The sequence below is a fragment of the Actinoplanes sp. NPDC051405 genome (assembly GCF_055586185.1).
Window position 1 is genome coordinate 19,877 of sequence record NZ_JBVJIR010000038.1, and the last position, 19,370, is coordinate 39,246.

At 73.8% G+C, this 19,370-nt stretch carries 20 protein-coding genes; 11 read left to right on the forward strand and 9 right to left on the reverse strand.

The window, feature by feature from the left end; all coding sequences use genetic code 11:
- Positions 1–67: 67 nt before the first annotated feature.
- Together ACZ6S4_RS43980 and ACZ6S4_RS43985 are read right to left on the reverse strand one after the other, a co-directional pair.
- Positions 68–460, reverse strand: a complete 393-nt coding sequence (locus ACZ6S4_RS43980) for a hypothetical protein (protein ID WP_465480590.1) — start codon at positions 458–460, stop codon at positions 68–70.
- Between the two features lie 54 nt (positions 461–514).
- Positions 515–1,351: an NAD-dependent protein deacetylase gene (locus tag ACZ6S4_RS43985; RefSeq protein WP_465480591.1), complete on the reverse strand. Its 837-nt coding sequence runs from the start codon at positions 1,349–1,351 to the stop codon at positions 515–517.
- 91 nt (positions 1,352–1,442) lie between these two features.
- Here ACZ6S4_RS43985 and ACZ6S4_RS43990 point away from each other — a divergent pair, with 91 nt between their 5' ends.
- The 3 genes from ACZ6S4_RS43990 (at position 1,443) to ACZ6S4_RS44000 (ending at position 3,991) form a co-directional block, all read left to right on the forward strand.
- The gene (locus ACZ6S4_RS43990) at positions 1,443–1,985 is read left to right on the forward strand and encodes a hypothetical protein (protein ID WP_465480592.1); all 543 of its coding nucleotides are present in this window, start codon (positions 1,443–1,445) and stop codon (positions 1,983–1,985) included.
- A 163-nt stretch (positions 1,986–2,148) separates the two neighbouring features.
- Positions 2,149–2,823, forward strand: a complete 675-nt coding sequence (locus ACZ6S4_RS43995) for a hypothetical protein (RefSeq protein ID WP_465480593.1) — start codon at positions 2,149–2,151, stop codon at positions 2,821–2,823.
- A gap of 25 nt (positions 2,824–2,848) precedes the next feature.
- The gene (locus tag ACZ6S4_RS44000) at positions 2,849–3,991 is read left to right on the forward strand and encodes an App1 family protein (protein WP_465480594.1); all 1,143 of its coding nucleotides are present in this window, start codon (positions 2,849–2,851) and stop codon (positions 3,989–3,991) included.
- Positions 3,992–3,994: 3 nt separating this feature from the next.
- Here the strand turns inward: ACZ6S4_RS44000 and ACZ6S4_RS44005 are convergent, their stop codons facing one another.
- Positions 3,995–4,183 carry a hypothetical protein gene (locus tag ACZ6S4_RS44005; RefSeq protein ID WP_465480595.1) on the reverse strand — a complete coding sequence of 63 codons (189 nt, stop codon included), beginning with the start codon at positions 4,181–4,183 and terminating at the stop codon, positions 3,995–3,997.
- Positions 4,184–4,200: 17 nt separating this feature from the next.
- Between ACZ6S4_RS44005 and ACZ6S4_RS44010 the strand changes: the two genes are divergently transcribed.
- From ACZ6S4_RS44010 to ACZ6S4_RS44025, 4 genes are read left to right on the forward strand one after another with little or no spacing between them, the layout of a single operon-like run.
- Positions 4,201–4,842, forward strand: coding sequence for a hypothetical protein (locus tag ACZ6S4_RS44010; protein ID WP_465480596.1), 642 nt, complete (start codon positions 4,201–4,203; stop codon positions 4,840–4,842).
- Positions 4,843–4,855: 13 nt separating this feature from the next.
- Positions 4,856–7,561, forward strand: coding sequence for an AAA family ATPase (locus ACZ6S4_RS44015; RefSeq protein ID WP_465480597.1), 2,706 nt, complete (start codon positions 4,856–4,858; stop codon positions 7,559–7,561).
- A 34-nt stretch (positions 7,562–7,595) separates the two neighbouring features.
- Positions 7,596–8,120, forward strand: coding sequence for a YceI family protein (locus ACZ6S4_RS44020; protein ID WP_465480598.1), 525 nt, complete (start codon positions 7,596–7,598; stop codon positions 8,118–8,120).
- A 19-nt stretch (positions 8,121–8,139) separates the two neighbouring features.
- Positions 8,140–8,520 carry a VOC family protein gene (locus tag ACZ6S4_RS44025; RefSeq protein ID WP_465480599.1) on the forward strand — a complete coding sequence of 127 codons (381 nt, stop codon included), beginning with the start codon at positions 8,140–8,142 and terminating at the stop codon, positions 8,518–8,520.
- A gap of 50 nt (positions 8,521–8,570) precedes the next feature.
- Here ACZ6S4_RS44025 and ACZ6S4_RS44030 read toward each other — a convergent pair whose 3' ends face one another.
- Positions 8,571–10,118 carry a DEAD/DEAH box helicase gene (locus ACZ6S4_RS44030; protein ID WP_465480600.1) on the reverse strand — a complete coding sequence of 516 codons (1,548 nt, stop codon included), beginning with the start codon at positions 10,116–10,118 and terminating at the stop codon, positions 8,571–8,573.
- A gap of 248 nt (positions 10,119–10,366) precedes the next feature.
- Between ACZ6S4_RS44030 and ACZ6S4_RS44035 the strand changes: the two genes are divergently transcribed.
- Positions 10,367–11,215 (forward strand): sigma-70 family RNA polymerase sigma factor, encoded by an 849-nt coding sequence (locus ACZ6S4_RS44035; RefSeq protein WP_465480601.1) that lies wholly within the window; start codon positions 10,367–10,369, stop codon positions 11,213–11,215.
- A gap of 35 nt (positions 11,216–11,250) precedes the next feature.
- On the opposite strand, the gene ACZ6S4_RS44040 is transcribed toward ACZ6S4_RS44035, so the two are convergent.
- Entirely contained in the window at positions 11,251–11,769 is a 519-nt protein-coding gene (locus ACZ6S4_RS44040) for a hypothetical protein (RefSeq protein WP_433720304.1), read from the reverse strand.
- A 182-nt stretch (positions 11,770–11,951) separates the two neighbouring features.
- On the opposite strand from ACZ6S4_RS44040, the gene ACZ6S4_RS44045 reads away from it, so the two are divergent.
- A complete protein-coding gene (locus ACZ6S4_RS44045; RefSeq protein ID WP_465480602.1) occupies positions 11,952–14,291 on the forward strand; it encodes a HelD family protein in 2,340 nt (779 codons plus the stop codon).
- Positions 14,292–14,345: 54 nt separating this feature from the next.
- Here ACZ6S4_RS44045 and ACZ6S4_RS44050 read toward each other — a convergent pair whose 3' ends face one another.
- Both ACZ6S4_RS44050 and ACZ6S4_RS44055 read right to left on the reverse strand, forming a co-directional pair.
- Positions 14,346–15,257, reverse strand: coding sequence for a sigma-70 family RNA polymerase sigma factor (locus ACZ6S4_RS44050; protein WP_465480603.1), 912 nt, complete (start codon positions 15,255–15,257; stop codon positions 14,346–14,348).
- A 128-nt stretch (positions 15,258–15,385) separates the two neighbouring features.
- Positions 15,386–16,084 carry a PIG-L deacetylase family protein gene (locus tag ACZ6S4_RS44055; protein ID WP_465480604.1) on the reverse strand — a complete coding sequence of 233 codons (699 nt, stop codon included), beginning with the start codon at positions 16,082–16,084 and terminating at the stop codon, positions 15,386–15,388.
- Between the two features lie 115 nt (positions 16,085–16,199).
- On the opposite strand from ACZ6S4_RS44055, the gene ACZ6S4_RS44060 reads away from it, so the two are divergent.
- Complete coding sequence (locus ACZ6S4_RS44060; protein ID WP_465480605.1) at positions 16,200–16,697, forward strand: DUF456 domain-containing protein; 498 nt, start codon at positions 16,200–16,202, stop codon at positions 16,695–16,697.
- A 7-nt stretch (positions 16,698–16,704) separates the two neighbouring features.
- Here the strand turns inward: ACZ6S4_RS44060 and ACZ6S4_RS44065 are convergent, their stop codons facing one another.
- Positions 16,705–18,066, reverse strand: coding sequence for a D-alanyl-D-alanine carboxypeptidase family protein (locus ACZ6S4_RS44065; protein ID WP_465480609.1), 1,362 nt, complete (start codon positions 18,064–18,066; stop codon positions 16,705–16,707).
- 152 nt (positions 18,067–18,218) lie between these two features.
- Positions 18,219–18,653, reverse strand: a complete 435-nt coding sequence (locus tag ACZ6S4_RS44070; protein ID WP_465480606.1) for a hypothetical protein — start codon at positions 18,651–18,653, stop codon at positions 18,219–18,221.
- 236 nt (positions 18,654–18,889) lie between these two features.
- Here ACZ6S4_RS44070 and ACZ6S4_RS44075 point away from each other — a divergent pair, with 236 nt between their 5' ends.
- A complete protein-coding gene (locus ACZ6S4_RS44075) occupies positions 18,890–19,243 on the forward strand; it encodes a histone-like nucleoid-structuring protein Lsr2 (protein ID WP_465480607.1) in 354 nt (117 codons plus the stop codon).
- Positions 19,244–19,370 lie beyond the last annotated feature (127 nt).

The window sequence follows — 19,370 nt, forward strand, 5'->3', positions numbered from 1 at the left end:
CCTTACTCGTTTACGTGCTTCGCAAGGTGCTCTGTACGGGGCGAAACGGACAGGCGACCGGACGGGATCAGGTCGCCGGCCGGCGCAGGCGCGCGGTGATCAGAGCGACCACCGTGGTGCCGGCGGTCATGCCGGCCAGCACGAGGAGGGTCCCCACCAGGTAGAGCCCCGTCTCGTCCTCGCCGGCGGCCTGCGCGGTCCACGCCGCGGTGAACGCGACGGTCATCACGGTGGCCGCCGGCACAGCCGGCACCCGCAGCAGCACGGCGGCGATCAGCAGGGCGGCGAGCGTCAGCACGACGCCGGCGACCTGGGCGGTGGTGTACGGGCCCGAGTAGTTCCCGGTCTCGGGATCCAGCGTCTGGGTGGTGTCCCGGCCCAGCCAGGCCCACCAGGTGAAGACGGTGACGGCGGCGAGGGCGAGCAGGCCGGACAGGGCGCGGAGCTTGGTGACGGGCATGGCACCGAACCTAGGGCGCTGCCACAGGCCGCCGGATGAGCCCGCGTACCCAGATCATCCGGGTACGGCGACACCCTCCACCCGGCGGACCACGTCGGGCAGCACCGTACCGAGCGCGGCGTCCACGATCAGGTTCGCGTACGGCTCGCCGCGGGTGACGCCCTGGTTGACGATGGCCACCCGGATGCCGTCCTTGGCGGCGCGCAGCACGAACCGCCGCCCGGACATCACCGTCAGCGAGGATCCGAGCACCAGCAAGGTCCGCGCGCCCGCGACGAGCTCGAAGCTGCGGCTGACCCGCTCGGCCGGCACGGTCTCGCCGAAGTACACGACGTCGGGCTTGAGCATCCCGCCGCAGGACTCGCAGTCGACCACCGTGAAGCCGTCCAGCTCGGCGTCGTCGATCTCCACGTCGCCGTCCGGGTTGACCGCGCTGACGGCCGCCGCGAAGCCCGGATTCGCCGCGTCGAGACGGTCCGAGTGGGCCAGCCGGTCGGACAGCTCACCGCAGTCGAGGCAGGTGATCCGGGACAGGTTGCCGTGCAGCTCGACCACGCCGTGCGCGCCGCCCGCCTGGTGCAGCCCGTCCACGTTCTGGGTGATGATCCCGTCGAGCCGGCCCAGCTCCTGCAGCCGCGCCACGGCCCGGTGCCCGATGTTGGGCCGGGCGTCGCCGATGGTGCGCCAGCCCAGGTGGCTGCGCGCCCAGTAACGCCGCCGGGCGACCGGATCCCGGGTGAACGCCTGGTACGTCATGGGGGTGGTGCGGCGGGCCGCGCCGGAGGGTCCGCGGTAGTCCGGGATGCCGGAATCGGTGGACAGGCCGGCCCCGCTGAGCACGACCACGCCGCCGTCGCCGACCCACTCGGCGAGCTGTTCGATCTGCGTCACCCGTCCATGGTCCCTCACCCGCCGGAGTGGGACGAAGGACGCAGTCACGACTATCTGTGCACGCAGGGGCCGAGAACGGTAAGTTGTCAGGGTGGCCACTGTCGCGCGCCTGCTGCCCCGTTACTGGGACGGTCGGCGCCTGCTGCAGTTCCTGGCCGGCCTGGCGCTGATCGCGCTGGCCTTCGCGCTCCCGTCGGTGCTGAGCCCGGCGGAGGCGCCCGCCGAGTCCCCGGTCACGATCATCACGACGGTCGACACCCCGGCGGGCCCCGCCGTGCCGGTGATCGAGGTCCCCGCGCCGCGCCTGGGTAGCAGCCGGGCCGGCCTGGCCCTGAGCGCGCCGGAGACGGCGAGCGGCGTGACCGGGACCGCCCAGGTCGCCCTGGCCGCTGAGACCGCCCTGGCCGCTGAGATCGTCCGGAGCGCCGAGGCTGCTGAGACGGCCGAGGCCGCGGAGACCGGGCAGAGCGACGCTCCGGCTCCCGGGCAGGTCGACGCCGGCTCGGTGCAGGGCGTGGCCGGTCTGCCGGTCGAGCCGCGGCACGGTGGCCGCGGGATCTGCGTCGAGGCCCGCGCGGCTGCCGCCGGAGCCACCCCGCGGACCCACGGCCAGCGCGGCCCACCGCGCGCCTGAGCCGGGCCCACCACCCCGCACCCCGCCCGGCGTCCCGTCCCCTGACGGCGCCGGCCCCTCGGCTTTGATGAGCGACTCCTGTGCGCGTACGGGAAACGCCGGAAGCCGGCAGCGCCGCGACCGTCAGCGGCCCGAGATCAGTGACAAACCCCTAGAGAAGCGGATGTTCATCGTGGAAACCGCCGCAACCATCTGGATGGTCCTGCTCATCGCCGTCGCCGCCGCGACGGCCCTCTTCGCTGTGCCCCGACGGCCGGCCCGTCCGGCCGCGCTGCCCCCTGATCCGCACGCGGCCGAGCGCGCCGCGGCGGCCGAGCGCGCCGCCGAGGTGTCCCGTCGCCGCCGCGCCGACTGGGAACGCGCCCAGGAGCAGGTCGACGCGGCCTGGGCGGCCTTCGACGCGGCCGACCGGGACGCGCGCCGGGTCGCCGCCGCGGCCGCCTTCCCGATCTTCAAGCAGCGCCGCACCCGCACCGAGCTCGCCGACCGCGAGCGTAACCTGCACCGGATGGCCACCGCGGCCTGCCGGCATCGGGAGCTGTCGATCGCGCAGCTCAACGAGGTGCTGGCGCACCGCGGCAGCTGGAACCCGCGGCGGCACCCGGTCGCCCAGGAGGCCGCGCTGCGGGCCGCCGTGCGTGAGCACCGGTTCGCGGCCTATCAGGCTGCGGCCGAGCAGGAGCGGCTGGCCTGGCAGGAGTCCGAACGGGCCGCCGCCACGCTGCGCGGCCTGCGCGCCGAGGCCCGCCCGGTCCGGGTCCCGGCCGGCAGCGGCGTGCACTACGAGCAGCAGTGGACGCCGGCGCGCCCGGCCAAGGCCCGGCTGGCAGTGCACTGAGCCGCCGGCGATCGTCCAGAGTGGAATGTGGTCACCCGTCGGACGGCCCGCGCGCGGACTTGCGAGGCAGGACTCAGGCAGGCCAGGTACCGTCAGGGTCGCTGATGACGGACGGCAGGAGGCCGAAGTGTCGTTGACCCCGGCGGGTCGCCCGCCCGCCGTACGGCTGCATCGTGCGGCGCGCATCGAGGATGCCGTGCACGAGATCATCGAGCGCCGGCTGCGGCAACGCGGCTGGGAGCCGGTGATCACCGCGTACACCGGTTACGGCGCGCCGGGCTGGGCGCGGGTGATGGCGCGGGTCGTGCTGACCCGGCGCACCCGCTCTGTCCGGCAGCTGGACAAGGTGCGCGGCTGGCGCAGCTTCACCACCTCACCGGTCAACAACGCGCCGGTGCGGATCCAGATCGGCGACCAGGTCCACGAGACCCGCACCGACCGCAGCGGCTACGTCGACGCCCGGGTCAAGGGCGATCTGGAGCCGGGCTGGGGCAGCGTCCGGCTCAGCACCGAGGGCGCCGAGCCGGTCGAGGCACCGATCCGGGTCGTGGACCCGGGCATCAAGTTCGGGGTCGTCTCCGACATCGACGACACGGTGATGGTCACCGCCCTGCCGCGCCCGCTGCTCGCGGCGTGGAACACGTTCGTTCTTGATGAGCACGCTCGCGCCGCGGTCCCGGGCATGGCGGTGCTCTACGAACGGCTCGTCACGGCCCACCCGGGTGCGCCGGTGTTCTACCTGTCGACCGGCGCCTGGAACGTGGGGCCGACGCTCGCCCGCTTCCTGTCCCGGCACATGTATCCGGCCGGCCCGTTGCTGCTCACCGACTGGGGTCCGACCCCGGACCGCTGGTTCCGCAGCGGCCAGGAGCACAAGCGCAACACCCTGCGCCGGCTGTCCGCCGAGTTCCCGGACATCAAGTGGCTGCTGATCGGCGACGACGGCCAGCACGACCAGGAGATCTACTCCGAGTTCGCGCACGAGCACCCGGACAACGTCGCGGCCGTGGCCATCCGCCGGCTCTCGCCGACCCAGGCCGTGCTGGCCGGCGCGGTCCCCGGGCCGTCGGGCACACCCGAGGCGGTCGGCTCGGGCGGCAAGACGTGGTTCGCCGCCCCGGACGGCGCCGGCCTGTGGTCCCTGCTGCGGGACACCGACATTGTCTGAGGGTCAGTCCCGATCGCTGTCGGCCTGCTCCGGCGTCCGGTCGGCCGTGCCCTCGGCGACCCGCGCGTGCAGCCGTTCCCGGATCTCGTCCGGCGTGTACGCCCGGCGCCGCCGCTCGGAGCGTGCCAGCACCACCCCCGTGGCTGTGATTCCCGCAAGCCCGGCCAGTCCCGCTACCTTCCACCAACGCATCTGCTGAGGATAGACACGTGGTCGCCGACATCAGCCTCGACGAGGCCATAGATCTGACGCGTACTGGTGACATCTGGCTGTTCCGGGGCCGCTCCGGGCCGGACCGGGCCATCCAGGCGATGACCAACAGCCCGGTGAACCACGTCGGCATGTCGCTGGTGATCGAGGACATGCCGCCGCTGATGTGGCACGCCGAGCTGGGCAGGTCGCTGCCCGACATGTGGTCGGGCACCTTCCAGCGCGGCGTGCAGCTGCACGACCTGCGCGACGCGGTCACCGTCTGGGCCCGGCGGTACGGCCAGCGCGGCTGGCTGCGGCAGCTGGAGCAGCCGGTGACCACCGAGATGGAGGACCGCGCTCTCAAGACGGTCGCCCGCCTCGACGGCACGCCGTTCCCGTCCAGCGCCCAGCTCGCCTGGCGCTGGGCCCGCGGCCGGGTGCCCCGCATCCGCCTGCCGTGGCAGGAGCCCGGGGCCGAGGAGGCCGACCTCGAGACGGCGTACTGCGCCGAAGTGGTCGCGGTGACCTACGAGGACATGGGCCTGCTACCGCACGGCAAGCAGCCGAGCTGGTACGACCCGGGCCGCTTCTGGAGCGGCGACGACCTGGAACTGTGCGACGGCTACCGGCTCGGCGCGGAGATCGCGGTCACGCCGTAGTTACGCTGGGCCCGTGGTTCTGGTGGGCCGGGTGCCCGAGGTCGTCGCCCTGGACCGGTTACGCGCCGCCGCGGCAGCCGGCGAGGGTGGTGCTGCGCTGATCGTCGGTGAGGCCGGCATCGGCAAGACCACCCTGGTCGAGGAGGCAGTGGCCCGCGCGGTGGCGGCCGGTGCCACGGTTCGGGTCGCGCGCGCGGTGCCCGACGAGGGCGCGCCGGCGTACTGGCCGTGGCTGCGGTTGCTGGAGGACGTGCCCGGGCTGTCGCCGCAGCTGCTGACCGCGACCGCCGCCGAGGGCGAGTCCCAGGCCGCCGTGCGTTTCCGGGTGGCCCAGCGCACGGTGCGCGCGCTGCGGGAGGCCGGTCATCTGGTGCTCGTGCTGGAGGACCTGCACTGGGCCGACGCCGCGTCGATCGCCTTGCTGCGCATGCTCTGCCGGGAGTTGCCCGGCTCGCGGCTGCTGGTGGTCGGCACGGTCCGCCCGCCGGTGCCGCTCGACGATCTGCCCGCCGTCGAGGTGCTGCGCCTGGAGCCGTGGGAAGCGCCGGCCGTGGGCGCCTATCTGACCCAGGAGGCCGGGCCCGGCGTGCACGGCTCCTGGCCCGCCGTGGTGCACCGGCTCAGCGGCGGCAACCCCCTCTACGTCCGGGAGCTGACCCGGCAACTGTCGCGGGAGGACCGGCTGCGCCGCCCGGCCGGTCGGCTCGAGGTGCCGGCCGAGCTGCGGCGGCTCGTCGGCCGGCGTACGGCCCAGCTCAGCGCGGACTGCCGGGAGCTGCTGGGCGGGGCGGCCGCGCTGGGTGCCGAGATCGACGTGGCGGTGCTCCGTACGGCGGCGAGCGACCCGGACGCGGTCGACGGCCTGCTCGCCGAGGCCCTGGACGCCGGGGTGCTGACCGAGGACCCGTGGCGGCCCGCGCTGCTGGCCTTCGCGCACGACCTGGTCCGGCAGGCCCGCTACGACGAGCTGTCCCGCGGCGAGCGGATCGGCTGGCATCAGCGGCTCGCCGATGCGCTGGCCACAGCCGATGCGGCGCCCGCCGACATCGCCCGGCACCGGGTCCGCGCGGCCGTGGACGCCCACTCCCGGCAGAGCGCGGTCGACGCCTGCCGCGCTGCTGCCACGGCGGCCACCCGCGCCCTCGACTACGCCGAGACGATCCGCTGGCAGGGCCACGCCGTCGAGCTGGCCGACGACCCCGCCGACCGGCTCGCCCGCGCGACGGCCGCGTACGCCGAGGGCCGGCTCGATCTGGCCCTCACCGACTGCGCGGCCGTGCTGGACAATGCCGAACGCGACGACCGGGCCGACCTGGCCGTCGAGGCGGCGTTGGTGGTCCGCGGCGTCGCCGGTGAGCTGGGGCCGGCCCTGCTGTTGCTCTGCGAACGCGCGCTCGGCGTCGCCGGCCGGCACCCGCGGGTGCTCGCCCAGTACGCGTACCTGCTGGCGGACTCCGGGGACGTGCGACGGGCGCGGGAGATCAGCGCCGAGGCGATGGCGCTGGCCGAGCTGACCGGCAGCCCGGACGACATGGCCGCGGCGGTGCACGCCCGGCACCAGGTGACCGACCCGTTCGAGCAGCCGGACGAGGTGGTGGCCCTGGCCGAGCGCAGTTGCGCCCTGGGCCGCCCCGACGCCGAACTGTGGGGGCGCACCTGGCGCATCGACGCGTACCTGATGGCCGGCGACAACGCCGCCGCCGACGCGGAGACGCTGCGGCTCGACACGCTGGCGCAGCGGCTGGGCTGGCCGCTCGCCCGCTGGCACCTGCTGCGCGCCCGGGCGGCGCGGGCCCTGCTGGCCGGCCGGCTCACCGAGGCGGAACAGCTCGCCGCCGAGGCCCGGGAGGTCGGCCACCGGATGCAGGACCCGACCGCGGCCGGGCTCTACTACGCCTTCCTGGCGGGCCTGTCCCTGCAGACCGGACAGGCCGCGGAATACGTCGCCGCGGCCGGGAAGATGTCGACGGCTCTGTCCCTGCCGATCGCGGCCGCCCAGCTCGGCCGCACGGCCCTGGACGCGGGGGACGGCGACATGGCCCGGCTGTGCTGGCAGCACCTGCGGCCGAAGCTGGACGACGTGCCAGCGGGCAGCCTGCGCGTCTACGTCCTGGTCCTCGGCGGCGAGCTGGCGGCCGGGCTCGGCGGCCTCGACACGGCCCGGACCTGCTACGACCGCACCGCGCGCCACGCCGGCGTCTATCTCAACAGCACCACGAACTGCCACGGGGCCGCCGCCCGCGCGCTCGGCGCGATCGCGTCCCTGCTGGGCGAGCACGACACCGCGGTCGGGCACCTCGACGCCGCGATCACCATGGAAGCCGGTTCGCCGCCGTTCCTGGCGCAGGCCCAGTTGGCCCAGGCGCGGGCGCTGATCGCCCGGGCCGCGCCGGGGGACCGCCGTCGCGCGCACGACCTCGCGGCCGCGGCCGCCGCGGCCGGCCGGCGGCTGGGCATGACCCGGGTCGCGGCGGGCGCGCAGGTCCTGGTCGAGGAGACCACGGGGGTACGCGGGGGAGCGGGCGCACTGACGGCGCGGGAGAGCGAGATCGCCGCGCTGGTGGCCGACGGGCTGGCCAACCGCGCGATCGCCGACCGGCTGGTGCTCTCCGAGCGCACCGTGGAGACGCACGTCCGCAACGTGCTGGCCAAGCTGGGGCTGAGCAACCGCACGCAGGTCGCGTCCTGGCTACGTACCGGATCTCAGCGGCAGTACTGAGGTCTGCGGGCGCCGCGGTCGCGAGGCTGGTCGTATGACACAGCACCAGCGCCTCGAAGGCGACATCCGGCCCGGCACGTACGTGATCGACGCCGCCCGCTCCAGCGTCAAGCTGACGGCGACCCACACCTTCGGCCTCAAACCCGTGGACGCGACCTTCGCCGTACGGTCCGGCACCGTGATGGTGGGGGCGAGACCCGAGCAGTCCACCGTCTCGGCCGACCTGGACGCGGCCAGCTTCACCACCGACGACCCGCGCCGCGACAAGGACGTACGCGGCAAGCGCTTCCTGGCCGTCGACACCCATCCGGCGATCGGCTTCCGCAGCACCGGGCTGAGCCGTACGGCCGACGGCTGGCAGCTCGCCGGGGTGCTGAGCATCCGCGGCGGCTCGGCCCCGCTGGCGCTGTCCATCGTGGATGTCCAGCCGGTCGCGGACGGTTACCACGTACGGGCCACGGCGACGGTCGACCGGGTGGCCGCCGGAGTCGGCGCGGGCCGGGCCCTGATCGGCCGGCACGTCCGGGTGACCGTGGAGTGCCGCGTTACATCCGGCTGAGCGGGGTATGCAGCACGACATGCTGCGAATCGCACAGTTGACCCTGGATGTGCAGGACATCGACGTGATGACGGCCTTCTGGTCGGCGGCCCTGGGCTACCGCGTGGAGAAGGGCGACGACGGCAACGCCTCGCTGGTCCCGCCGGACGACGCTCCGCCCGGCGCCCAGCACATGTGGCTGCAGGCGTCGGCCGGCCCGAAGTCGGGGAAGAACCGCGCCCACCCGGACCTGACCGCCACCGACCCGCAGGCCGAGGTGGAACGCCTGATCGGCCTGGGCGCCCGGCACGCGGACGTGGGGCAGCAGGGCGACGAGCCGTACATGGTGCTGGCGGACCCGGAAGGCAACGAGTTCTGCGTGCTGACCGCCTGGCGCGACCCGGCCCTGGCCGGCCGGTGACAGCGGAAAGGGCGCTGAGGAAATCCTCAGCGCCCTTTGCTCGCGTCTAGTTAGCGCGCTGCCCGGCTGCGAGCCGAGAAGGCCGCCGCGCCACCGCTGGACGACTGGCTGGTGTGCACGGCCGTGGAGCCCGTGCCACCGCGCCGGCCGCCGCGAGCGGCGCCCTGGGTGCGGGGCGCCTGCGAACGGCCACCGGAGGAGCGAGCTCCCTGGGTGTGGCCGCCCTGACCGCGAGCGCCGGAGCCGGCCGGCTGGTCGCCGCCCGCGCCACGCGCGCCGCCACCGCTGCGACCGCCGCCGCCCGTACCACGACCGCCGCCCGCTGCCCGGGTGCCGCCCGTGGCCGCGCCCCGGCCGCCGCCCGACCGGCCGCGCCGGGCCTGGCCGCCGCCCTGCTCCTCGATCGGCTCGGGCACCGGGGACACCGGCGCGCTGTAGGTGCGCTCACCCGGGGCGAGCTGCGCGAGCAGCGCGTCGCCGGGACGGGCCTTGCTGGTGGTCGGCCTGATGCCGGCCTTGCGGGTGAGGTCGCGGACCTCACTCTGCTGGTCGTCGGTCATCAGCGTGATGACCGTGCCCTGCGCGCCGGCCCGGGCCGTACGCCCGGAGCGGTGCAGGTAAGCCTTGTGCTCGACCGGCGGGTCCGCGTGGATCACGATCGCGATGTCGTCGACGTGGATGCCGCGGGCCGCGATGTCCGTGGCCACCAGCGTCTGCGCGCTGCCGTCGGAGAACGCCGCCATGTTGCGGTTGCGGGCGTTCTGGGCGAGGTTGCCGTGCAGCTCGACCGCGGGCACGCCGGCCTGCACGAGCTGGCGGGTCAGCGTCTTGGCGCGGCGCTTGGTGCGGGTGAACACCACCGTGCGGCCGGGGGCGGCGGTCAGGTCGACCAGCACCGGGAACCGGTCGTCGTGGCGGACGTGCAGCACGTGGTGGGTCATCTCGATCGGGGCCTCGGCCGCTGAGTCGACGTGGTGCGTGACCGGCTTGTGCATGAACCGCTTGACCAGCACGTCCACGCCGCCGTCCAGCGTCGCGGAGAAGAGCATCCGCTGGCCGTTGCTCGGCGTGCCGTCCATCAGGCGCCGGACCACCGGCAGGAAGCCCAGGTCGGCCATGTGGTCGGCCTCGTCGAGCACGGTGATCTCGACCGCGTCCAGGCTGGCGTAGCCCTGCTGGATGTGGTCGGCCAGCCGGCCCGGGCAGGCGACCAGGATGTCGACGCCGGCCTTCAGGCCCTTGATCTGCGGGTTCGCGCCGACGCCGCCGAAGACGGTGAGGGTGCGCAGGCCGAGCATCGCGGCCAGCGGGGCGATGGTCGCCTCGATCTGGGTGGCGAGCTCGCGGGTCGGCGCCAGGATCAGCGCGCGGGGCCGCGTCGGCCGCCGCGGCGACTTGCTCTCGGCCAGCCGGGCGAGCACGGGCAGGACGAACGCGTACGTCTTACCGGAGCCGGTGCGGCCACGGCCGAGCACGTCGCGGCCGGCGAGCGAGTCCGGCAGCGTGGCGGCCTGGATCGGGAAGGGGGTGGTGATGCCGAGGTCGGCGAGGGCCGCGGCGAGCTTCGTGGGCACGCCGAGGTCGGTGAACGAGGACATGTAGGTGTGAACTCCGTAAGTCTGAAGGGGTCGTCCTGCCCGGCGCAGACCTCACGGTCGCGGCGCGTGGTGGTCGATCCAAAGGCGGCCCGAGGCAGAACTGGGCGGGCCGCGAGATCAAGTGTACGCGCCGGTGCACCGCAACCCCGCCGCACCCGACTGTGACCCTCCCTGCACCCCGCGACCCGCACCGTTTCTCCTCAGTGCCGGACTCCCCCCGCCGGCTGGTATCCGAGGAGAGACCCCCCATGAGCGGTGCTGTTGTCTTCGACCGCCGTCGCGAGGACGTCGTACGGGCGCACATGCCGCTCGTCGGTCATCTGGTCCGCGAGATGCTGGCCCGGGTGCCCGCCCACGTGAACCGCGACGACCTGCTCTCAGCCGGGTACGCGGCCCTGGTGGCGGCCGCCCGCGGCTTCGACGAGGAGCGTGGTGTCCCGTTCGCCCGGTTCGCGGCGGCCCGGGTGCGCGGTGCCCTGCTGGACGAGCTGCGCGGGCTGGACTGGGCCAGCCGGTCGGTGCGGCAGCGGGCCCGGCGTACGGACACCGCCCGCCAGGAGCTGACCGCCGAGCTGGGCCGGACCCCGACGGCGGCCGAGGTCGCCGCGCACCTGGGCTGCACGGTGGAGGACATCGAGTCCGCGGACGACGACGTGGCCCGCGCCGTGGTGTTCAGCCTGCAGGGCTTCGCCACCGTGGGGGCCGACGACATGGTGACCGAGCCCAGCGCGGGCCCGGAGGAGCTGTTGATCCGGCGCGAGCGGCTGGGTTACCTGCGGCACGCCATCGACGTGCTGCCGGACCGGCTGCGCGCGGTGATCACCGGTTACTTCTTCGAGGAGCGCCCGATGGCGCGGATCGCGGAGGAGCTGGGGGTCACCGAGTCTCGGGTATCGCAGCTGCGGGCCGAGGCGCTGGCACTGCTCAAGGACGGTCTCAACACGCACCTGGACCCGGCGCTGGCGGCCCAGAGCCCGGTCAAGGACGGTTGCGTGGCGCGGCGCCGGGCGGCGTACTACGACCAGATCGCGACCCGCGGCGGGCTGCGCGACCGGCTCGCCCTGACCAGCCCCGACGGTCTGCCGGTAGCGGCCTGAGGCCGGCTCCGCGCGGAGCCGGCCTCAGGCGGGGGTCACGCGTTGGCGCAGGTGCCGGCCTTCTTCTGGGCGGCGATCGCCTTGTCGGCGCCCTTGGCGTAGAGGGCCAGGCCCTCCTTGGCGGGCTCGAGCTTCCACGAGTCCTTCTCGTAGACCATCGTGTAGGACTGGGCCGCGACCAGCTGCTTGGCGATCACGACCGCCCGGTCGGCGCCCTCCATCCGGGCGCTGCTGAGCGTGATGGCCAGGCCCTTGCGCGAGCACGCGGTGTTGAGCTTGACGTAGTCGGCCTTGGTGATGGCCTTCTTGCCGGCATCGGTGTACATGTCCCAGGCGCCGGCGAAGTCACCGCCGCTGAAACGGTCGAACACGGTCTGCGCGGCGGCCTTGGCGCCCTCGATCGTCTTGGGCTGGGGCCCGCCGGCGGCCGCGGCGGCGGCGTTACCGGCCGGAGCGGCTTCCTTGTCGTCGGAGCAGGCGGTGGTGAGGGAGACGGCGGCGACGGCGATGAGCGCCAGCGCGCCGAGGCGTCGGAACGGGTGGCTGTGGTTCATGCACCGCTTAATGTCGATGGACCGTCCGGCGTAACGGGCAAGGCCCCGCGGTGACGGATTCCTTACACTTGCCGATGCGCCCGTAACCCCGGTCACGCTCTCCCCAGAACGCCGATGCATCGGCTATTCTGAGCGTTTCCACGAAACGAAAAAAGCCACCCAAAAAGGTGGCTGACCTCGGAATGCTACCACAACAGGGAGTAGCTTTGTCAAGCTCCGCCGGCGGCACGGAAACACTGCGGAACGACGACATCGAGTCCGAAAAGGCCTACCTGGCCGTGCTCTACGATCGCCTCGACCTGCTGCGTGAGCAGGCCGACGAGCGGCTGCGCGCGATTCTGCTCGAGGCCGGCGGCACCCCGCAGGGCCGCTCGCAGCGCGAGGCGACCCGCAGCCATTGGGCCGAGCAGCTCGCCCAGATGAATTCCGTCGAGAACGGCCTGTGCTTCGGCCGGCTGGATTTCGCCGCCGACAATCCCCGCTACATCGGCCGGATCGGACTGTTCGCCGAGGACCGTGATCAGGATCCGTTGCTGATCGACTGGCGGGCGCCCGCGGCGCGCCCGTTCTATCTCGCCACCGCGGTGTCCCCCGAGGGGGTGACCCGCCGCCGGCACCTGCGCACCCGGGGCCGCGAGCTGACCGGCATCGACGACGAGGTGCTCGACATCGAGGCCGGCGCCACGGACGGCCGCGAGGACGTTACCGGCGAGGCCGCGCTGCTGTCCGCGCTGACCGCCAACCGCACCGGCCGGATGCGCGACATCGTCGAGACCATCCAGTCCGAACAGGACGAGGTGATCCGCGCCGGGTTGCCCGGCGTCCTGGTGGTCCAGGGTGGTCCCGGCACCGGCAAGACCGCCGTGGCCCTGCACCGCGCGGCGTACCTGCTCTACACCCACCGTGCCCAGCTGACCAAGCAGGGCGTGCTGATCCTCGGTCCCAACGCGACCTTCCTGCGCTACATCTCGCAGGTGCTGCCCTCGCTCGCCGAGACCGGCGTGCTGCTCGCCACCCTCGGCGACATGTTCCCCGGCGTGACCGCCCGGGCCACCGAGGCGCCGGCCGCCGCCGCGCTCAAGGGCCGGGTCGACATGCTCGAGGTGCTCGCCGCCGCGGTCGCCGACCGGCAGACCGTGCCCGACGACTACGTGGAGGTCGACCACGACGGCTTCCCGCTGCGCATCGAGCGGGCCGTCTGCGAGGACGCGCGCGCCGAGGCCCGGCGTTCCGGGCGCCCGCACAACCTGGCCCGGTCGATCTTCGTGACCGCGGTCATCCACACCCTGTCGCTGCAGATCGCCGAGCGGATCGGCGCCGACCCGCTCGGCGGCGACAACCTGCTGGAGGAGGCCGACCTGGCCGAGACCCGGCGCGAGCTGCGCGAGGACGAGGACGTGCAGGCCGCGCTCTTCGAGCTGTGGCCGATCCTGACCCCGCGGCAGGTGCTGCGCGACCTGCTCAGCGATGCGGACCGGCTGGCCTCGGCCGCGCCGGAGCTCAGCGACGAGGAACGGGCGCTGCTGCTGCGCGAGCGCCGGGCCGGCTGGGCGCCGGCCGACGTGCCGCTGCTGGACGAGCTGGCCGAGCTGCTCGGGGTGGACGACACCCTGCGGGCCCGGGCGGTGGCCCGCGAGCGCGAGCAGGCGATCGAGTACGCGGAGGGCGTGCTGGAGATCGTCGAGGGCTCGCGGTCGCTGGACTTCGAGGACCAGGAGGAGGAGATCCTGTCCGCCACCGACGTCGTCGACGCCAGCGCCTTCGTCGAGCGGCACGAGGTGATCGACACGCGTACCGCTGCCGAGCGGGCGGCCGCCGACCGCACCTGGGTCTTCGGGCACGTGATCGTCGACGAGGCGCAGGAGCTGTCGCCGATGGCCTGGCGGCTGCTGATGCGCCGCTGCCCGAGCCGGTCGATGACCGTGGTCGGGGACGTCGCGCAGACCGGCGAGCTGGCCGGGACGACGACCTGGGAGCAGGTCTTCGAGCCGTACGTGGCCCAGCGCTGGCGGCTGGCCGAGCTGACCGTCAACTACCGCACCCCGGCCGAGGTGATGACGGTGGCCGCGGACGTGCTCGCCGCGGTCGACCCGTCGCTGCAGCCGCCGCGCTCGGTGCGGACCGCCGGCGAGGAGCCGTGGGCGGCCCGGGTGCGGCCCGCCGAACTCGCGACCGAGCTGATCACAGCGGTACGCCGGGAAGCCGCAGCCGCCGCGGAAGGGCGCGTGGGTGTCCTGGTGCCGGCGGGGCTGGAGGAGTCGTTGGGCCGTGAGCTCACCGCCGCCATCCCCGAGGCAGCCGTGGGGGAGCAGCCCGACCTGCTCAACCACATCGTGCTCATGACCGTCCGGCAGGCCAAGGGGCTGGAGTTCGACAGCGTGATCGTGGTCCAGCCGGACGAGATCATCGCGGAGAGCCCGCGCGGCCTCAGCGACCTCTACGTGGCGGTGACGCGGGCGACCCGCCGGCTCGGTGTGCTGCACACGGCCGAGCTGCCCAAGGTGCTCGACGCGCTGAGCTGACAACGGAGAGCGGGGCCGGTGCGCGTACGCACCGGCCCCGCTCGTCGTCGTGGATCAGGCGGCCGCGCCGTGCGCCAGCGGCGTGAAGCCGTGGGCGTTGGTCAGCGCGAGACGCGAGTGCAGGCTGGTGTTGCCGGCGATGGTGGCGTAGTAGCCGGCCCGGCGGCGGGCGATGATGCTGTCCGGGTTCTCCGGGGCCGGCGCCAGCTCCGGGTCGAGGTGGGTGTTGAGGCCGTCCTTGAGCAGCGACAGCGCCTCGGCGCGCAGCTGGCTGATCCGGCTCTCGGTGACCCCCAGGTCGGCGGCGATGTCGGCCATCGGCCGCTCCTTGAGGAAGTACTCGGTGACGACGGTCTGCAGGCGCTCCGGCAGCGACGCGATCGCGTGGTGCAGGTAGCCGATCTGCTCGCGGCGGATCAGCATGTCCTCCGGGCCAGGGGTGCGCTCGGTGACCAGGTCGTCGGGGCTGCTGGTGGTGAAGCCCTGCAGCGACAGCACGGTGGCGCGCTGCACGTCGTTGTCCGTCTGGTGCAGGTCCGTGGTGGTGGTGCCGAGCGCCTGCGCCAGCTCCTCGTTCGTCGGCGTACGGCCCAGCGTGGTGGTCAGGCTCTGCCGCGTGGTGTCGGTCGCCCGCGCCTTGGTCCGCACCGAGCGGGTCGCCCAGTCCAGCGAGCGCAGCTCGTCGAGGATCGCGCCGCGGATGCGGGTGGTGGCGAAGCGGTTGAACGGGATGCCGCGGGTCGGGTCCCAGCCGCGGGCGGCGGTCACCAGGGCGTGCAGGCCGGCGCTGGTGAGATCGTCACGGTGGATGTGGTTCGGGATGCGGCTGAGCATGTCGCGCACCAGGTGGCCGACGAGCGGCATGTTGGTGCGGATCAGCTCCTCCTGCTCGCGGGCGGACAGGGCCGGCACGGCGGTCGCGGTGTCGGCGGCGAGGTCGGCAGCGGTCGTCATGGTGCTGGTCATGTGAATCCCCCGTGTGTTGTCGGTGGCCCGCGGCGGTGGGCACCGGCTGACAAGGAGAAACTTTGGGTGACGACGGGTACATGTTCCGGTCGCGCTCAGTTGCCGACCGGTTGCTTCGGATCCGGCTCTCAGGCGGCCCGGGCGGGCACTCGTACGGTCGCGAGATCCCAGACGAACCGGGCGGGGTTGAAGGCTTCCGCGTACCGCACGCGGGCCTGTGCGCCGAAGTGCCGGGCGGTGCCGGTCGGCAGCTCCGGATCCACCGGCACCGGGGCTTCGGCCAGCGCGGCCAGCTTGCGGTCCAAGAACGGCGAGATGTCGACGAACAGCGCGGGGGCGAACTGCAGGGTCGACTCGCCGGCGTAGTGCAGGATCCGGCTGCTGTGCCGGGCGGCGGACAGCGTGGCCACGGCGGCGGCGCGGTGCTCGGCGTTGGCGTCCGCGGGGGCGTGCACGTAGACCACGTCGGCGTCGACGCCGGTCAGCACGTTCTCGATGGCGGCCACCGTCATCGCGGCGGACGAGATCAGCCCGGGCCACGTCTCGCCGGGCCGCTGGTGGCGCGACCGGCGGTCGTTGCTGCCGCGGGTGTGCCCCCGGCGGTCCCCGGAACGGCGCTCGGCCGCCTGCGGGCCCCAGACCAGCAGGCAGTCCAGCTCACGGGCGGCGGCCTCGGCCTGCCGGCTGCGTACGGTCTCGGGCCCGTCGCAGGTGAGCACGAGCATGGTGACCGAGTCGCCGGCGGCGCGGTGGGCGGCGAGCGTCCCGGCACAACCGAACTCGATGTCACCGGGGTGCGTACCGACCGCCAGCACGCTGCGGGTCATTGCGGCCTCCGTGGTTCTCGATGCACCGTCGCGGGGGTTCGGCGGCGCTGAGTGTCCATCGGCCGGGGGTGGCACGGCTTGAGGGTTGTGGCGTGACTACGGCACGCTGGTCGGCATGGACCTCACCGACTCCGGCACGACCGTCAACCTGATCGCCGGCGTGGCCATGCTGGCCGGCGTGCTGGGCGTGGTGATCCCGGTCCTGCCCGGCCTGCTGCTGTGCTGGGCGGCGGTGCTGCTCTGGGCGATCCTGGGCGACGCGGACGGCGGCCGCTGGGTGGTGTTCGCCCTGGCCACGGTGGTGGCGGTGGGCGGCACGGTGGTGAAGTACCTGTGGCCCGGCAAGCGGCTCAAGAGCACCGGCGTACCAACGTCATCGCTGCTGATCGCCGGAGTGCTCGGGATCGTCGGCTTCTTCGTGGTGCCGGTGGTCGGCCTGGTGCTCGGCTTCATCGGCGGCCTGTGGGCGGCCGAGCGCCTCCGGCTGGGCCCGGGCCAGGCGTGGCCGTCGACCCGGCAGGCCCTGGGCGCGGTCGGCCTGTCCCTGCTGGTGGAGTTCGCGGCGGCGCTGGGCATCGCGGTGATCTGGGTCTTCGGCCTGCTCGCCACCTGAGTTCCGGCTAGCGGGGCACCGCGGTGCGACGCCGTAGCCGCCGACGGCGACGCTGGGTGAGCAGCAGGAGCAGCGGGGCGCCGGCCAGCACCACGGCGATCGCGGCGGCCAGCCCGAGCGACAAGCCCCTGTTCGTGGCGGCGCGCACTGCCGTGGCGGCGGGCCGCTCGTCCTTCGCCGCCGGGGCAGGAGCGGCGCTCGCGTCGGTGGCCGTACCGTGGGCATCCGGGCTGTCCGGCTCGACCAGCTTGCCCACCGACGCGTCCTTGGGCAGCGAAAAGCCCCAGTCCAGCAGCGCGGCGCCCTGCTGCCAGCCGCGCAGCGGAGCCGCCTCCGCACCCAGCACGGTGGCGACGAGGCGACGGCCGTTCCGCTCGGCGCCGCCGACATAGCTGTGCCGGGCGAGCTTGGTGAAGCCGGTCTTGCCGCCGAGCGCCCCCGGGTAGTTGTAGATCAGCTTGTTCTCGTTCTGGATCTGGAAGCCGCCCTTCTTCAGCTTCTTCTGCGCCGGGATCTGCGCCCGCTCGGTGAGCGCGTACTTGCGGAAGTCCGGCTTGGCGAAACACTGCCGGGCGATCAGGGCCAGGTCGTACGCGCTGGTGAACTGCCCGGGCCCGTCCAGCCCCGACGGCGTGACGGCATGCGTCTGGTACGCACCCAGCCGCTTGGCCTTAGCGTTCATGGCGGCGACGGTGGCGGGCAGGCCACCCCGGCCACCACCGAGCCGGGCCAGCGTGTTCGCCGCATCGTTGCCGGAATTGAGAAGCAGCCCGAGCCACAACGTGCTGACCGGATACTTCCCACCCTTGAGCAACCCGACAGCGGAGCTGTACGGCTCAATGGCCAGATCCCCGTCGGTGATGGTGGCAACCTGCTTGGGGTCGAGCTTGTCGATGACGGTGGCCACGAGCAGCAGCTTCTGAACGCTGGCGGGGGTGCCGTACACGTGGGGGCCGCAGCCGCCGAGGACCTCGCCGGTGTCCAGATCCGCGACCAGCCAGCTGGTCGCGGTGAGGGCGGGCGGGCTCGGGGCGCCGCGCGGGATGATCAGGCCGTCGGTGGCCAGGGCGTCGCCGCCCACCGCGCGGAGGACGGGGTCGTCCTTGGGCGGGGTGGGGCGGGCCGGGCGGCCCTTGGGCGGCTTGACCTTGGGACGCGGGCACGGCACGGGCGCTGCCTGGGTTCGGGCTGCCTGGGCTGGCGCTGCCCTGGCTTGCACTGCCTCGCGCGGGCCGGCTTGCCCCGCTTGGGCCGGTGCTTGCGCCGCAGGGGCCTCCGCCGCGAGCGCTTGCCCTGGCCCGGTCTTTGCCGAGCCGGCTTGCACCGCACTGGCTTGCACCGCACTGGCCGGGGTTGCGCCGGCTTGCATCGCGGTGGCCTGCGCCGCGCTGGCCTGCGTCGGGTGGGCCGGGGGTTGCGCCGCGTGGGCCGGGCCGGTCAGGGCCGCGGTGGCGAGGGTCGCGGTGGCGGTCAGGGCCGCCAGGATCCGTCGCCGGGCGCGGGCAGGGGTGGGGATGAGCCTCACGGCCACACGGCTCCCGCGTCGAGTCGGCGCTGGAGCAGTCGCTCCAGCGGCATGGTCTCACCGTCGCCGCCGCCCGCGCCGACGATCAGCCGGGCCGGGCTGGGGGATACGTCGGCACCGGTGAAGCGGGCGCGCAGTGAGGAGGGAACGGACAGGACGTAGTACTGGCCGTCCTCGCCGACGGCCACCGAGCGGTTCGCCTTCAGGTACCAGCCGCGCAGGCGGGTGCGGTAGGTCGCGTGGCCGTCGAAGGCACGGGCCCGCAGCACCACGGGCGGCAGGCCGCGTTCGGTGGCCCGGCGCACGAAGTCGGCCAGCAGCTTGCCGGCCTGCTCCGCCTCGGCGGCCCGGCCGGCCTCCAGCGCGGCGCCGTGCCCCGCGACTGCCTGCCGGCGCTGCTCTTCCCAGGCGGCACGGTCGTCGGCGTCCATGGCGACGACCCTAACGGCATCCGCGCGGCCCCAGCCACCCGGGTTTTCCACCCGGGCACCGCTAACCGCGCCGCCCGCCACGATTCCACGGAATAGCGCGGTCGCATTAGTGAAGGCGACCGGGGCGATAATTGCCCGGGGTCTCCGTTATTCTGTGAAATTCAGGCGAACAGTTGCGCGCGGAGTGCGTCACAGGCGAGACTGGGCGCGTTCTTCGGATTACGTCAGGAGTCGTTATGGCGCGGCAGGTAATCACGACCCTCATCGACGACCTGGACGGAAAGCCGGCCGATCGGACGGTGGAGTTCAGCCTCGACGGCACGAGCTACACCATCGACCTTTCCGAGGCCAATGCCGGCAAGTTGCGCAAGGCGCTGGACCCGTTCATCGAGGCGGGCACGCGCATCGGCCGGGGCGGTTCCGGCCGTGCCACGGGGCGGCCGTCGAGTGGCACGGGCCGCACGGCGGGCAGTCGCGACGAGAACAGGCTGATTCGCGAGTGGGCGGCCGAGAACGGCCACCAGATCTCCGAGCGGGGCCGCATCCCGCAGAGCGTCAGCAATGCCTATCGGGCGGCCCACGGCCGCTGATCGCTTGTGGTTGCCGGGGCCGGACGCATCTGCGTCCGGCCCCGGCGCACGCTCAGGGCAGGTCACGCGCGGGACCGTCCCCCCCTCTGCCGCCCGGGGGGGGAGGGGGGGAGGAACCTTTGCCACG

Excerpts from the sequence above, each read along its gene's own strand:
- ACZ6S4_RS43980 (WP_465480590.1), bottom strand. The coding sequence starts at position 460 with ATGCCCGTCACCAAGCTCCGCGCCCTGTCCGGCCTGCTCGCCCTCGCC.
- ACZ6S4_RS43995 (WP_465480593.1), top strand. The coding sequence starts at position 2,149 with ATGTTCATCGTGGAAACCGCCGCAACCATCTGGATGGTCCTGCTCATC.
- ACZ6S4_RS44000 (WP_465480594.1), top strand. The coding sequence starts at position 2,849 with ATGTGGTCACCCGTCGGACGGCCCGCGCGCGGACTTGCGAGGCAGGAC.
- ACZ6S4_RS44005 (WP_465480595.1), bottom strand. The coding sequence starts at position 4,183 with ATGCGTTGGTGGAAGGTAGCGGGACTGGCCGGGCTTGCGGGAATCACA.
- ACZ6S4_RS44020 (WP_465480598.1), top strand. The coding sequence starts at position 7,596 with ATGACACAGCACCAGCGCCTCGAAGGCGACATCCGGCCCGGCACGTAC.
- ACZ6S4_RS44025 (WP_465480599.1), top strand. The coding sequence starts at position 8,140 with ATGCTGCGAATCGCACAGTTGACCCTGGATGTGCAGGACATCGACGTG.
- ACZ6S4_RS44030 (WP_465480600.1), bottom strand. The coding sequence starts at position 10,118 with ATGTCCTCGTTCACCGACCTCGGCGTGCCCACGAAGCTCGCCGCGGCC.
- ACZ6S4_RS44035 (WP_465480601.1), top strand. The coding sequence starts at position 10,367 with ATGAGCGGTGCTGTTGTCTTCGACCGCCGTCGCGAGGACGTCGTACGG.
- ACZ6S4_RS44040 (WP_433720304.1), bottom strand. The coding sequence starts at position 11,769 with ATGAACCACAGCCACCCGTTCCGACGCCTCGGCGCGCTGGCGCTCATC.
- ACZ6S4_RS44045 (WP_465480602.1), top strand. The coding sequence starts at position 11,952 with ATGCTACCACAACAGGGAGTAGCTTTGTCAAGCTCCGCCGGCGGCACG.
- ACZ6S4_RS44050 (WP_465480603.1), bottom strand. The coding sequence starts at position 15,257 with ATGACCAGCACCATGACGACCGCTGCCGACCTCGCCGCCGACACCGCG.
- ACZ6S4_RS44055 (WP_465480604.1), bottom strand. The coding sequence starts at position 16,084 with ATGACCCGCAGCGTGCTGGCGGTCGGTACGCACCCCGGTGACATCGAG.
- ACZ6S4_RS44060 (WP_465480605.1), top strand. The coding sequence starts at position 16,200 with ATGGACCTCACCGACTCCGGCACGACCGTCAACCTGATCGCCGGCGTG.
- ACZ6S4_RS44065 (WP_465480609.1), bottom strand. The coding sequence starts at position 18,066 with ATGCAAGCCGGCGCAACCCCGGCCAGTGCGGTGCAAGCCAGTGCGGTG.
- ACZ6S4_RS44070 (WP_465480606.1), bottom strand. The coding sequence starts at position 18,653 with ATGGACGCCGACGACCGTGCCGCCTGGGAAGAGCAGCGCCGGCAGGCA.
- ACZ6S4_RS44075 (WP_465480607.1), top strand. The coding sequence starts at position 18,890 with ATGGCGCGGCAGGTAATCACGACCCTCATCGACGACCTGGACGGAAAG.